The following is a 13,188-nucleotide window of genomic DNA, read 5'->3' as shown; positions in this document are numbered from 1 at the left end:
CTCGTTAATATCACAATCAATGGCGAAAATTGACCACATAAATCAGCAAATATTGCGAGAACTTTCGCAAGACGGCCGCATCAGTAATCTGGATCTGGCGGACCGGGTGGGATTGTCTCCTTCTGCCTGCCTGCGCCGCGTGCAGGAGCTGGAGCGTTCGGGTGTAATCTCGGGCTACCGCGCAGTCCTGAACCCATCCGAGATTGGTGTCGGATTCGTCGCCTATATCGGCGTTGGGCTGGGTGAACACACCAAAGCCGCACAGGAAGGGTTCGAACGCGCCCTTCAACGTGTGCCGGAAGTGGTCGAATGCCACAATATCACCGGGACCATCGAATACCTGTTGCGCGTGGAATGCGCGGACTTACCTTCGTACAAGACATTCCACACCGAAGTTCTGGGAACACTGCCGCATGTGACGTCGATCACGTCTTATGTGGTGATGGATTCACCCAAAGATATGCGCGCCTGACGTTGGAATTGTGATCTTCAACCGGCTTGCCGGGTGAATTTTCGCAGCCTAGTGTCTTCTCAAGGACCTGATCGAAGGGGAACAACCCCAACAGGCCACACACAGGGAGAAGATAATGAAATGTGTTCGCATTGGAGCGCTGATAGCAGCTGCGGCGTTTATCGCCAGTTCAGCAGTGGCCGCGCCGCTCAAATTACAGCCCGCCAGTCCGCAACCCAGTCCAAAAGCGGGATTGAATGTTAAATATGTGGGAACTGGTACTCAGCGCAAAATCCGCAATCTCACTCATGCCAAGCAGTTATTGCCTAAGGCCCAGCCGGGGCAGCCGCTGATCGGTTTGGATTATAGGGATACAAACGAAGGCGAGGATGTTTTGACATTCGACCACCACTATAATGTCGCTGCAGAAATCACCGGTTACATGCGCTTTGACTCACCGGGCGTTTACGAGTTGGAGACATGGTCAAACGATGGGATCGATGCCTGGGTTGGCGGGCAGCAGATCGGCAAAGTCAATAGTATTCAGGGGTGTGAGGCCAATCAACGAACCGAAGTAGAGGTGCCGAAGGCGGGTTGGTATCCGCTGAAGATAATCTATTTTCAGAAGCTCGGTACATCTTGCCTGATGATGAAGTCAGGAAAAAAAGGTGAGCGTTTTACATGGACGCCTAACAACGTCTTTGGCCGGTAGGCCCCAATAAGGCGCCCCTAAGGGCGCCTTATTCAATTAGATCAGTTCGCGGCAATCAATTCGGCCTGCGCCACGATCACCTCGGCCTGTTTGATCGAGGCGATGTCGACCAGACGACCTTTGTAAACGGTTGCGCCTTCGCCATTGGCTTTGGCCTGTTCCATCGCAGCCAAAATTTCGCGTGCCTCGGATACGGCTTCGTCCGATGGGGTGAAGACCTGATTGGCCAACGCGATCTGCTTGGGGTGAATGGCCCATTTTCCGACCATGCCCAAGGTAGCCGAACGTTTTGCTTGCGCGATGTAACCTTCGTCGTCTGAGAAGTCGCCAAAGGGTCCGTCCACGGGCAGAACGCCATGTGTCCGACATGCGGCAACAATGGCAGTCTGCGCCCAATGCCACGGGTCGGACCAGTGCTTTTCGCCTTCGCGCAGCATGTAGTAGTTTTCCTGCGTGCCACCGATACCAGTGGTCTGCATCCCCATCGAGGCTGCAAAATCTGCTGCACCCAGGCTCATCGCTTGCATGCGCGGAGACGAGGCCGCGATCTCTTCGACATGGGCAACGCCAGCTGCGGATTCGATGATGACCTCAAAGCTGACGGGCTTTGTACGGCCCTTGGCGCGCTCGATGGCGGTGACCAGCGCGTCTACGGCGTAGACATCTGCCGCGCAGCCGACCTTGGGGATCATGATCTGATCCAGCCGGTCGCCGGCTTGTTCTAGCAGGTCCACCACATCGCGGTACCAATAGGGTGTGTCCAGTCCGTTGATGCGCACGGACATGTATTTGTTGCCCCAATCGACGGTGTTCAGCGCTTCGATCACATTTGCGCGCGCGGCGTCCTTGTCCGACGGCGCGACCGAGTCCTCAAGGTCGAGGTTGATTACGTCTGCGGCCGACGCGGCCATTTTCGGGAACAGCTTGGTGTTTGATCCCGGTCCGAACAACTGGCAACGGTTGGGGCGCGCCGGGGCGGCGGGTTGGATGCGAAAGCTCATCTGGACCTCGTGCGAGAAAGGAAATTGCGATTTTCTTGCCTCATGAGGTATTAAATTGCGCAAGCCATAGCAAGCATCTTTGTGCAGGCGCGGCAATGCAATCGCAGCAATTGCCGCAATAAGGGGTCAAAACAGTGATTAAAGTTTAATCGCTTTAAAAACTTGAAAGATTAGTGCGCCACTTAAAGGAATGGCGCAAAAATTTCCCACGTGATGGGGCGTTGTCAGGCGAAAACGCGAAACACTCGTGGAAATCGTCCCCTAGGCTGCGCCGGAATCAAAGGAGTGAACCGCAATGATCGAGACACCGTACCTGCTGTTTTTGGGCGATGCGCCCGACCAATTGGCGGCCAAAGTGGCAGTTGGCATTAAGGACTGGCGTCCTGAAAATGCCGTCGGCCAGTACCGTATGGAAGGTTGTAAGGCTGATTTGGGCCTGACCGACATGTCCCTGACCGAAGCGAAAGAAGCCGGCGCCAAGACGCTGGTCATCGGCGTGGCCAACCGTGGCGGCGTGATCAGCCAGGAATGGAAGAAAGTTCTGGTGATGGCGCTCGAGGAAGGATTTGACCTCGCCTCGGGCCTGCACAACCTGTTGTGTGACGAACCCGATCTGGTTGCCGTTGCCGAGGCCACTGGCCGCAAGCTGCACGATGTTCGTGTGCCATCGGTCGAGTATCCGATTGCAAATGGTATCAAGCGCAAAGGTAAGCGCTGCCTGGCCGTTGGCACCGATTGCTCGGTCGGTAAGATGTATACTGCGATGGCAATGGATGCCGAAATGCGCGAGCGCGGCATGAAGTCGACCTTCCGCGCAACCGGTCAGACCGGCATCCTGATCACCGGGGACGGCGTGCCATTGGACGCGGTCATCGCGGATTTCATGGCGGGTTCGGTCGAATGGCTGACACCTGACAATGATGATGACCACTGGGATCTGATCGAAGGGCAGGGGTCGCTGTTCCACGTGTCTTATTCCGGTGTGACCATGGCGCTGATCCACGGCGGCCAGCCCGATGCGCTGATCCTGAGCCACGAACCGACCCGAGAGCATATGCGCGGGCTGCCGACCTATCAGTTGCCGACACTGGAAGCGCTGCGCGACACGGCGCTGGCACTGGCAAAGGTCGCGAATCCGGCATGTGAGGTCGTTGGGGTTTCGGTTAACACCCAGCATATGTCCGAAGAGGACGCCACCGCATACCTGGCCAAGGTTGAGGCGGAAATGGGCCTGCCTGCGACTGACCCGTTCCGCTTTGGTTCGGGTAAGCTGGTGGATGCGCTGGCCGCACTGTGATCTAAACGGCGCGTCGGAGGCGGGCTTGTCCGCCTTCGGCGAGAGTATTTTGAAAAAGATGAAGGAGCTGGCGCGTGCAGGTAGAAGTCTCTCGTGACGTGTTTCGGCTGGCGCAGGTCTTTACGATCTCGCGCGGGTCTCGGACCGAGGCCAAGGTGCTGACGGTTCGGGTTTCCGACGGAACCCATCAAGGATGGGGCGAATGCGTACCCTATGCCCGATACGATGAAACGCTGGATTCGGTCGAGGCCGAGATCGCAGCTTTGCCTGCTGAATTTACCCGCGACAGCCTGATGGATCTTTTGCCTGCAGGCGCGGCGCGGAATGCGGTGGACTGCGCCCTTTGGGATCTGGAGGCCAAACGCGCCAGAAAGCGCGCCTGGGAATTGGCGGGGCTGCCGGTTCCAGGACCAGAGATCACCGCATATACACTGTCGCTTGATACGCCGGAAAAGATGCAGGCACAGGCTGCCGCCAACGCGCATCGGCCCTTGCTGAAGATCAAGCTGGGAACGCCGGATGACATGCCCCGACTGGAAGCTGTGCGCGCAGGTGCGCCAGATGCCAAGATCATAGTGGATGCAAACGAAGGCTGGTCCGCTGCGGTATACGCGGACCTGGCGCCGCATCTGATGCGTCTGGGTGTTGCCTTGGTCGAGCAGCCGTTGCCCGCCGGTGAGGATGACGCCCTGATCGGAATGGAGCGCCCAGTGCCGGTATGTGCCGACGAGTCCTGCCATGACCGTTCCAGCCTGCCTGCTCTTAAGGGTAAGTATGACGTCGTCAACATCAAGCTGGACAAGACGGGCGGCCTGACCGAGGCGCTGGCGTTGCGCGAGGCGGCGCTGGCCGAAGGCTATCGCGTGATGGTCGGCTGCATGGTTGGCAGCTCGCTTGCTATGGCACCTGCGACATTGTTGGCACAGGGTGCGATGGTGACAGACCTTGACGGCCCGCTTCTGCTGGCCGAAGACCGCGACAACCCGCTGATTTTTGATGATGCCGGAGTGCACCCGCCCAAAGCGGACCTCTGGGGCTGAGGAGACAAGACATGACCCGCACCGTTTATGTAAATGGCGAATACCTGCCCGAGACCGAGGCCAAAGTGTCCATCTTTGACCGTGGGTTTCTGTTTGCAGATGCCGTCTATGAGGTCACCAGTGTTCTGGATGGAAAGCTGATCGATTTCGAAGGTCACGCAGTACGCCTCAAACGGTCTCTGGATGAGCTGGAGATGGCTGAGCCCTGCACAAAGGATGAGTTGCTGGAAATTCATCGCAAGCTGGTAGAGCTGAACGGCATCGAAGAAGGGCTGGTCTATCTGCAGGTCAGCCGCGGTTCGGATGGCGACCGCGATTTTGTATTCCCGTCCGCAGATACCAAGCCCAGCCTTGTGCTGTTCACCCAAAACAAGCCCGGCCTGGCCGATAGCCCAGCCGCCAAGAAGGGCGCCAAGATCATCTCGATCGAAGACATCCGCTGGGGCCGTCGCGACATCAAGACCGTGCAACTGCTGTACCCGTCGATGGGTAAGATGATGGCCAAGAAGGCTGGCTGTGACGATGCGTGGTTGATTGAGGACGGTTATGTGACCGAAGGCACCAGCAACAACGCCTACTACGTCAAGGACGGCAAGATCGTCACCCGCCCGCTGTCGAATGACATTCTGCACGGCATCACCCGAAAGGCAGTGCTGCGCATGGCGGCCGAGGCACAGATGGAAGTCGAAGAGCGCCTGTTCACCATTGATGAGGCGAAGGAAGCGGATGAGGCTTTCACCACTTCGGCCAGCGCGTTTGTCATGCCAGTGGTCGAGATTGACGGGATTGCGCTGGGCGACGGAACACCGGGGCCAATCGCCAAGCGTTTGCGAGAGATTTATCTGGACGAAAGCCGCAAGGTCGCAATCTAAACAAAAGGCCCGCCAGTTTGGCGGGCTTCTTTCATTTTGGGCGTCAGCCCTTATTCGTCACATTCTCTTCGAACGCGACTTTGAAGGCGGCCTTTTTTTCCGGGCTGGCGTCGGTCTGGTAGTTGGCTTTCCATTCATCCATGGTCATGCCGTAGAAAATTTGACGGGCTTCGTCCTTGCCCATCTCAATGCCTTTTTCATTGGCGGCTTCCTGATACCACCGCGACAGACAATTGCGGCAGAACCCGGCCAGATTCATCATGTCGATGTTCTGCACATCGGTGCGGTCCTCCATCAGATGCTGTTGCAAGCGACGGAATGCGGCGGCCTGAAGTTCGATTTCGGTTTGCTTGTCCATGGTCTGGCTCCGGATGAGAGGAATGCGTGCTGTATGTGACCTAGCGGCCAAAGGGCGATGTTTCAACGATCAGCGTATCAGGCCAGTTTCAATGCCAGCCAAGGAGTGATGCAGAAGATCAGTGTCAAAATCTTGTAGTTGGCCAGATACCGGAAATATGCCCGTTTCACTGCGGGGCGCTCCATCTGGAACATCTTGCCATGAATGCCTGCGATCCAATCCTGCAAGAGCAAGATCATCACTGTGGTGAACAGCAGAACCGCGATGTTAAGCACAGCCATCCAGCCAAAGACGGACGTCAGAAATTCCTGAGTCATTGTGGCCTCCTTTCCCAATAATATGGGGTCTGGGGCGGGTTCTCACAATGACGTGAGGGCTTTTGTCACAAGCCGCTTTCGCCCAGTGCGTCCTGCAGGATAGGGGCTAGCCGCTCGGCCCATTCTCGCTGTCCCGCGTGTTCGGCAATCAGGTCATTGCGCAGCTCGATCAGTGCGTTGGGGCGACCAAAACTGGTACAGTGTTTGTCAATGGCATCACCGGGCAGCACGCCGGTATAGGGTTCATTAACGCCGACGCAAAGGTCACCCTCGGCCTCAAGACGGTTAATCAACGGGCCCGAGAATCGTTCGTCCGGAGTATGCAAAACTCCGATATGCCAAGGGCGGGGATCACGCCCCCTTAGTTGCCGCGTGAACGAGTGCATCGACACGATCACCGCATGCGGCAGCGCAGCCATCTGCGCCAGCGCGTCATGATACGGGCGATAGCACTTGTTCAACCGCCGCTCTCGTTCTGCCGCATCAGCGTGCCGGTTGCCGGGAATGATCGACCCGTCATAAAGCTTCATCAACAAGGTCGGATCATCTTCGCCGCGGTTCGGATCAATCACGAGGCGGGAAAAATTGGCTGCGATCACGGGCGCATTCAAAAGCTCACCCAGATGCTTTGACACCTCGTAGGCACCTACATCATAAGCGATGTGGCGTTCCATATCTTCACGAGGCAGGCCAAGGTCGCCACCGTGGATGTCGGGCGGAACCAAGTTGGATGCGTGGTCGCATGTGATCAGCCAACGCGAGGGCCGATCCGCGCCATGGATAAAAAACGGGGAATACGTCATAAGCCTGTCATCTAGTTTGTCGCAGGTGTAGGGCAGTTGCTTTGAAAAGGGAATTGCGCAATAAGCAGGCGAAGCAATGTTTGCGGTAACATTTGCGCAGAATCAAGAGAAGACGTTAGGAGAGCCAGACCAATGCGACGCCTGAGAAATGTGAAAATCGTGGCGACGCTGGGACCGGCGTCAAATGACTATGACATGATCCGCGCGCTGTACGAGGCAGGCGCAGACGTCTTCCGCCTGAATATGAGCCACGGCAGCCATGATGAGATCCGCGAACGCCACCGGATCATCCGACAGATTGAAAAAGATCTGGACAGGCCAATAGCAATTCTGGCTGACCTTCAAGGACCCAAGTTGCGTGTCGGGGTGTTCGCCAACGACGCAGAAGAACTTGAAGAAGGTGCCGCCTTCCGTCTGGATCTGGACCCTGCGCCCGGGGATATCAACCGCGTTTGCCTGCCGCATCCCGAGATTTTTGCCGCGTTGGAGCCGGGTGCGCGCCTTCTGGTCAATGATGGCAAAATCCGTCTGACCGTGCAGGACTGTGGCCAGGATTTTGCCAATTGCACCGTTGAGGTCGGCGGTACGATCTCGAACCGCAAAGGTGTGAACGTTCCTGATGTGGTGCTGCCTTTGGCCGCCTTGTCGGCCAAGGACCGCGATGATCTGGAATTTGTCTGCCAACTGGGCGTGGATTGGCTGGCGCTCAGCTTTGTGCAGCGTGCCAAGGATGTGTTTGAGGCCCGCGCGCTGGCTGATGGGCGTGCGTCCATCCTGTCCAAAATCGAAAAGCCTGCAGCGGTTGAAGCATTCGACGACATTCTGGATGCCTCTGACGGGATCATGGTCGCGCGCGGCGATCTGGGTGTCGAGCTTCCGGTGTCGGCGGTGCCGCCTATTCAAAAGCGCCTTGTTCGCAAGTGCCGTGGGGCGGCTAAGCCTGTGATCGTGGCCACCCAGATGCTGGAAAGCATGATTGAAAGCCCGATGCCAACTCGGGCCGAGGTCTCGGATGTGGCGACGGCAATCTACGAAGGCACGGATGCGATCATGCTCAGCGCGGAATCCGCTGCGGGTACGTACCCGATCGAGGCCGTGCAAACCATGAACAAGGTCGCAATCGAGGTCGAAGCCGACCCGACCTACACGCAGATTATCGCAGCGTCCCGGACGGCAAAGGGGACCACTATTGCCGATGGTATCGTTGCCGCCGCGCGCGAGATTGCAGAAAAAACAGATATCAAGGCGATTTGCTGTTTTACCCAAAGCGGCACCACCGCGCTGCTGACCGCCCGCGAACGTCCAGGCGTTCCGATCATCGCGATGACGCCAGCCACCGGAACCGCGCGACGTCTGTGTCTGAGCTGGGGCTGTCATTGCGTGATGACGCCCGAGCTTGAGCGGTTCAAAGGCGCTGTCGTCAACGCGGCCCGTGCGGCCCGTGCCGGTGGGTTCGCATCCGAAGCCGATCAGATCGTAGTGACTGCCGGTGTGCCTTTCAACGTCCCGGGAACGACCAATATTTTGCGCATCGCACCCTGTGATGAGCGGCTGATCTACAACACTGATCCCGGGTGACAGTTGCGATGCAGGGCCTTGAAAAGCTGGTATCAAACCGATACGCCTAAATTTTAGGCGAAAAAAGTATATTGATTTCAATGATATGCCGAAATAACGGATGTGTTTGGAAGATAACTCTCTGTTTTTGAGGGTTTTTCCGGGATACTCGGGCGCATGGGCGGTCCACTTAATAAGTTCCAGGTTCCGGCCGCCCTGCCGGGTACACGGGTCCCGGCATAACCAAAATTATTGGAGGAACGTTATGACAACGAAAATTGTCATTGGACTGGACGGGACAGAAACCGGAGAACACGCCATCGCCTTTGCCAAAGATCTGGCTGGCCGAATTGGTACGTGTGAATTGCTGGTTGTTTATGTCATCGAATGGTCCCCATTTACTTTTCAGACCCCTGAAGAGAACGCATTGCGGCACAAGCGGCGAGAAGAAGAAATCGAACTTGCGACGAACCGGATTGTTACCCCGGCTGTCGAAGCCCTGACCGCAGATGGTTACACAGTGCAGGGCATCGTGCGTCATGGCGACGTGGCTGAAACTCTGAACGCAATCACCGTCGAGAATGGCGGTTCGCAGATCATCGTCGGGCGCGCCTCGGCCGATGGGTTCAAGAAACGCTTGTTTGGCAGCTCGACCCAAAATCTGGTCATGCACGCCGATGTGCCAGTCACTGTTGTGAACTGACGGGAGGGATGAGAATGACTATGTTGAAACATCTCTGGCTGGCTGTAATCGCCGCCGTGATCGCCGCACCGGCAATGGCGCAAGACGCGCCTGGACTGGACGACAAGATCAATCAGGCATTTGCCGATTTCACCGGGCCATTTGTCAGCTTTATCTTTGCGCCGTTCCCGGGAACCAGTTTCCCGTGGATCGTGGGTTGGTTGGTTGTCGCGGCGACTGTCTTTACGCTGTACTTTGCCTTTGTACAGCTCAGGTTCTTTGGCCATGCGATCAGCCTTGTCAAAGGTGACTACTCCGACCCCAACGATGCGGGTGAGGTCAGCCACTTTCAGGCTCTGGCCACGGCGCTGTCGGGTACGGTTGGCCTAGGAAACATCGCCGGTGTGGCGGTTGCTGTCGGCATTGGCGGACCGGGTGCCACCTTCTGGATGATTGTCGCGGGCCTTCTGGGCATGGCGTCGAAATTCACCGAATGTACGTTGGGCGTGAAATACCGCAACGAATACGAGGATGGCACCGTTTCCGGTGGCCCGATGTATTATATGTCCAAGGGCTTTGACGAGCTTGGCTTGCCTGGAGGCAAGATTCTGGCCGTCCTGTTCTCGATCTTCTGTATTCTGGGCGCGCTGGGCGGGGGCAATATGTTCCAGGCCAATCAGGCGCATCAACAGATCGCGGGTATCACGGGCGACTATCCCGGATGGATCACAGGGGTTGTCTTTGCAATCATCGTGTTCCTTGTCATTGTGGGTGGACTGAAATCCATCGCACGGGTGACCGAAAAGGTCGTTCCATTCATGGGCATCCTGTATGTGGCTGCTGCGTTGGTGATCATCATCATGAATGCTGATCAAATCGGCTGGGCGTTCGGCCAGATTTTCGCAGGTGCCTTCACCGGCCTCGGCGTCGCTGGTGGTATGGTCGGGGCGCTGATCCAAGGCTTCCGTCGTGCTGCGTTCTCGAACGAAGCGGGCGTGGGTTCTGCAGCGATCGCACACTCGGCGGTGCGGACCAAAGAGCCGATCACCGAAGGGTTCGTCTCGTTGCTTGAGCCGTTCATCGATACGGTCGTGATCTGTACGATGACTGCGCTGGTGATCATCATCACCCAGCAGCTGATCGTCGATCCGGAAACCGGCAATTACATGCTGAACGAAGCGGGCAATGCTATTGCGACTGTTGATGGCAACTCGGGCGTCAGCCTGACCTCGGCAGCCTTTGGTAGTGCCTTCAGCTGGTTCCCATATGTACTGGCGATTGCGGTGGTCTTGTTTGCCTTCTCAACCATGATCAGCTGGTCCTACTATGGCCTCAAGGCCTGGACTTATCTGTTCGGGGAAGGCCACGCCAAGGAGCTGGTGTTCAAGGTCATCTTCTGCATCTTCGTTGTTATCGGCGCGGCGGCCAATCTTGGCCCTGTCATCGACTTCTCGGATGCGGCAATCTTTGCGATGGCGGTCGTGAACGTGTTTGCGCTCTACTTCCTGATGAAGGTGGTGCGTGAAGAACTGGCCAGCTATGCGAGCCGACTGAAGACTGGCGAAATCCGCAAATTTGAGCATTAACTCAAACCACCGGGGCGGCCTTGGTCGCCCCGGTGCCTGATCAGCCTGTAAAAAGCGCAGATTCTGGTCTAAATCCCCTTGCCAGTATGGTCGAACTTGCGTAAACGGCGCTTCTGATCGCGTGACCGGCCAATGTGGCATGCCGAGTCGCGTTTAGTACCGAACCCCGAAAGGAGACGGAAATGCCTAAGATGAAGACAAAGTCGAGCGCCAAAAAGCGCTTTAAGGTGACTGCGACCGGTAAGGTCCTTGCTGGCCAGGCCGGCAAACGTCACGGCATGATCAAGCGGACCAAGAAATTCATCCGCGACGCCCGTGGCAACACCACCCTGTCCGCCCCCGACGCCAAGATCGTCAAGGGCTACATGCCCTACGACCGCTAAGAGGAGATTAAGAGATGTCCCGCGTTAAAGGTGGAACCGTAACTCACGCCCGTCACAAGAAGGTTATCAAGGCCGCCAAAGGTTACTATGGCCGCCGCAAGAGCACTTTCAAGGTTGCCCGTCAGGCCGTCGACAAGGCGAACCAGTATGCAACCCGCGACCGTAAAAACCGCAAGCGCAACTTCCGCGCGCTGTGGATCCAGCGTATCAACGCTGCTGTTCGTTCGCATGACGAAGCACTGACATATTCCCGCTTCATCAACGGCCTGACCCTGGCCGGTATCGAAGTGGACCGCAAAGTTCTGGCCGACCTGGCCGTGCACGAACCGGAAGCGTTCGGCACGATCGTCGCCCAAGCTCAGGCTGCTCTGGCTGCCTGATCCTCTTTCGAGAGACAGTGAATGTAGGGCCGTCCCATTTGGGGCGGCCTTTTTTGATTGATAGCCGAAAGCGAACTCAGCAACACTTCGACAATTAAAAGCGCACAATGGCTATGGTGATACTCCGACGGATCACTCCCGCACTGGCGGTACCGCCCGTTGATAAAGATGCCATGTGGTGTGGCCAAGGATCGGCAAGGTAAAGATCAGGCCCAGAAACGCCGGAACCAGCGACAACAGCATGGTAACTGAGATGATCGCGGCCCAAGTGAGCATGACACCCGGGCTTTCCGCGACGACGCGCAAAGAAGTCAGCATGGCCGAAACAAAATTGGTTTCCCGGTCGAGCAGCATGGGCATGGCAACGACGGTCACCGAGAATAGTACGGCCGACAAAAATGCGCCGACGCAGGTGCCAATGGCAAGGAAGGTCCAGCCCTGAAGTGTGAAGAATACGATATTCAAGAACCCTTCAAAATCCGAAAAGGATGCGTTTTGCAGGGTGATCGCCAGCCAAAGCCGGATCTGGTAAATCCAAACCCAGAAAATGAACAGGGTGACAAAGGCCATCCAGCCCATTTCGCGTTTGCGTTGATTGGCCATCACGGTCAGGATTTCTGACCAGCCGAACCTTTCTCCGTTCTGCAACCGACGGGACATTTCATAAAGCCCAGCGGCAGCGAAAGGTGCGACCAGAGGAAAACCAACAATGGCGGGAATGATCATCCAGATCTTGCCGAGCCAGACCAGACTCCAAACCATCAGGATTCCGAAAACTGCATAGAACAGGCCGAAGAAGCCGCTCATGAAGGGGCGCGCCAGAAAGTCGGAAAACCCTGCCTTCAGCGATGCGGTGATATCACTTGTCGTTACCCTATTGATTTGGGGCATAGCCGCTTGTTGCGGTGTCAGGTTGTCCGGTGGTGTGGACCCTGTAGTTTTGGATGCCATGACACACTCCTCTCAAAGAATGGTGTCGCGCTGGGTGGTCTGCCAACTTGCTAAGCGGTGAAGCAGACATCCTTCCTGTTTCAAGTCTGCATCAGTGGCGGCATAACGGCAAGAGATAGGATGGCGGCCAAACTTTGGCTGGCGTGTTTCGCTGAATTTGGCGGAGCCATAAGTCTATTTGCTTGGGTCTTTCTTCACCAACTGCGCTGCAAACGCCACGCCGGTTCCCGGACCGGCATAGGTGATCATGATCACGTCATCCAGGTAGACTCCGTTGAAAATCCCCGCCGAGACGTCTTCGCCCGAAATCCCAGCCTCGGCCAGAACAAAGCGAGTGGGATCGTCCAGGCTGAAAGTGCCCATTGCTTCTTCGACGATCCAATCTTTGTCCCCGATGCGCCGCCAGCGGTTGGTGGCGGTGATTAGGTTGCCGTCCAGTTTGGTGACCTCCAGTTCCATCTCGGTTTTTAGCAGGCCTTTCCCGTGGTTTGGGTTCGACTTGGCGAAAGCCACCAGATAGGTGCCGTGCCAGGTGCCGACGATCTGGGGAAAGCCGCTGCCTTCATTGGCGCTGGAAGCGGTGGCAACCGCAAGGATGGCCACGGCCGCGAGGCTTCGGATGAGCTTGAGTACCATTGGACACGTCTCCTGCAAGGGGTGTGATAGCCACAAGGTACTTGAGTTGGCGCTTTTGACAAACCCGTGTGTGTAAACACAAAAAAACCGGCGCGGTGGGCGCGCCGGTCTAAGTCCATCTGCCGTGATTGCATGAGTCGTGGCAGATATATTCCAGTTAGG

General features: G+C 56.7%; 16 protein-coding genes. 10 read left to right on the top strand and 6 right to left on the bottom strand.

Annotated elements, in window-relative coordinates; genetic code table 11:
* The first annotated feature begins 19 nt into the window (after positions 1-19).
* Entirely contained in the window at positions 20-472 is a 453-nt protein-coding gene (locus DHN12_RS17580; protein WP_058273360.1) for an Lrp/AsnC family transcriptional regulator, read from the top strand.
* Positions 473-587: 115 nt separating this feature from the next.
* Positions 588-1,163: a PA14 domain-containing protein gene (locus DHN12_RS17575; protein ID WP_108861349.1), complete on the top strand. Its 576-nt coding sequence runs from the start codon at positions 588-590 to the stop codon at positions 1,161-1,163.
* A 41-nt stretch (positions 1,164-1,204) separates the two neighbouring features.
* Here DHN12_RS17575 and DHN12_RS17570 read toward each other — a convergent pair whose 3' ends face one another.
* Positions 1,205-2,164 carry an L-malyl-CoA/beta-methylmalyl-CoA lyase gene (locus DHN12_RS17570; RefSeq protein WP_108861348.1) on the bottom strand — a complete coding sequence of 320 codons (960 nt, stop codon included), beginning with the start codon at positions 2,162-2,164 and terminating at the stop codon, positions 1,205-1,207.
* 295 nt (positions 2,165-2,459) lie between these two features.
* Here DHN12_RS17570 and dgcN point away from each other — a divergent pair, with 295 nt between their 5' ends.
* The 3 genes from dgcN to DHN12_RS17555 all read left to right on the top strand — a co-directional run bounded on the left by dgcN (position 2,460) and on the right by DHN12_RS17555 (position 5,373).
* A complete protein-coding gene (dgcN, locus tag DHN12_RS17565; RefSeq protein WP_108861347.1) occupies positions 2,460-3,461 on the top strand; it encodes an N-acetyltransferase DgcN in 1,002 nt (333 codons plus the stop codon).
* Between the two features lie 74 nt (positions 3,462-3,535).
* Positions 3,536-4,501 (top strand): N-acetyl-D-Glu racemase DgcA, encoded by a 966-nt coding sequence (gene dgcA, locus DHN12_RS17560; RefSeq protein WP_108861346.1) that lies wholly within the window; start codon positions 3,536-3,538, stop codon positions 4,499-4,501.
* Between the two features lie 11 nt (positions 4,502-4,512).
* A complete protein-coding gene (locus DHN12_RS17555; protein WP_108861345.1) occupies positions 4,513-5,373 on the top strand; it encodes a D-amino-acid transaminase in 861 nt (286 codons plus the stop codon).
* Between the two features lie 43 nt (positions 5,374-5,416).
* Here the strand turns inward: DHN12_RS17555 and DHN12_RS17550 are convergent, their stop codons facing one another.
* The 3 genes from DHN12_RS17550 to DHN12_RS17540 all read right to left on the bottom strand — a co-directional run bounded on the left by DHN12_RS17550 (position 5,417) and on the right by DHN12_RS17540 (position 6,851).
* Entirely contained in the window at positions 5,417-5,731 is a 315-nt protein-coding gene (locus DHN12_RS17550) for a DUF1244 domain-containing protein (RefSeq protein WP_108861344.1), read from the bottom strand.
* A gap of 77 nt (positions 5,732-5,808) precedes the next feature.
* Positions 5,809-6,048: a DUF6868 family protein gene (locus DHN12_RS17545; protein ID WP_108861343.1), complete on the bottom strand. Its 240-nt coding sequence runs from the start codon at positions 6,046-6,048 to the stop codon at positions 5,809-5,811.
* 65 nt (positions 6,049-6,113) lie between these two features.
* Positions 6,114-6,851 (bottom strand): N-formylglutamate amidohydrolase, encoded by a 738-nt coding sequence (locus DHN12_RS17540; RefSeq protein WP_108861342.1) that lies wholly within the window; start codon positions 6,849-6,851, stop codon positions 6,114-6,116.
* 132 nt (positions 6,852-6,983) lie between these two features.
* Here DHN12_RS17540 and pyk point away from each other — a divergent pair, with 132 nt between their 5' ends.
* The 5 genes from pyk to rplT all read left to right on the top strand — a co-directional run bounded on the left by pyk (position 6,984) and on the right by rplT (position 11,439).
* The gene (gene pyk, locus DHN12_RS17535) at positions 6,984-8,429 is read left to right on the top strand and encodes a pyruvate kinase (protein WP_108861341.1); all 1,446 of its coding nucleotides are present in this window, start codon (positions 6,984-6,986) and stop codon (positions 8,427-8,429) included.
* Positions 8,430-8,673: 244 nt separating this feature from the next.
* Entirely contained in the window at positions 8,674-9,111 is a 438-nt protein-coding gene (locus DHN12_RS17530) for a universal stress protein (RefSeq protein ID WP_058279007.1), read from the top strand.
* 14 nt (positions 9,112-9,125) lie between these two features.
* Positions 9,126-10,676 (top strand): sodium:alanine symporter family protein, encoded by a 1,551-nt coding sequence (locus tag DHN12_RS17525; RefSeq protein ID WP_108861340.1) that lies wholly within the window; start codon positions 9,126-9,128, stop codon positions 10,674-10,676.
* 182 nt (positions 10,677-10,858) lie between these two features.
* Complete coding sequence (rpmI, locus tag DHN12_RS17520) at positions 10,859-11,059, top strand: 50S ribosomal protein L35 (RefSeq protein ID WP_010443552.1); 201 nt, start codon at positions 10,859-10,861, stop codon at positions 11,057-11,059.
* A gap of 14 nt (positions 11,060-11,073) precedes the next feature.
* On the top strand, positions 11,074-11,439 hold the full coding sequence (gene rplT / locus DHN12_RS17515) for a 50S ribosomal protein L20 (RefSeq protein ID WP_058279005.1): 366 nt from the start codon (positions 11,074-11,076) through the stop codon (positions 11,437-11,439).
* Positions 11,440-11,571: 132 nt separating this feature from the next.
* On the opposite strand, the gene DHN12_RS17510 is transcribed toward rplT, so the two are convergent.
* Both DHN12_RS17510 and DHN12_RS17505 read right to left on the bottom strand, forming a co-directional pair.
* Complete coding sequence (locus DHN12_RS17510) at positions 11,572-12,390, bottom strand: DUF2189 domain-containing protein (RefSeq protein WP_108861339.1); 819 nt, start codon at positions 12,388-12,390, stop codon at positions 11,572-11,574.
* A 174-nt stretch (positions 12,391-12,564) separates the two neighbouring features.
* Positions 12,565-13,026 carry a hypothetical protein gene (locus tag DHN12_RS17505; protein WP_108861338.1) on the bottom strand — a complete coding sequence of 154 codons (462 nt, stop codon included), beginning with the start codon at positions 13,024-13,026 and terminating at the stop codon, positions 12,565-12,567.
* Positions 13,027-13,188 lie beyond the last annotated feature (162 nt).

This window comes from Ruegeria sp. Alg231-54, from assembly GCF_900143525.1.
Taxonomy (GTDB): domain Bacteria; phylum Pseudomonadota; class Alphaproteobacteria; order Rhodobacterales; family Rhodobacteraceae; genus Ruegeria.
The sequence above is the reverse complement of the archived record's forward strand: the minus strand, read 5'-3'. Positions and strand labels throughout refer to the sequence as shown.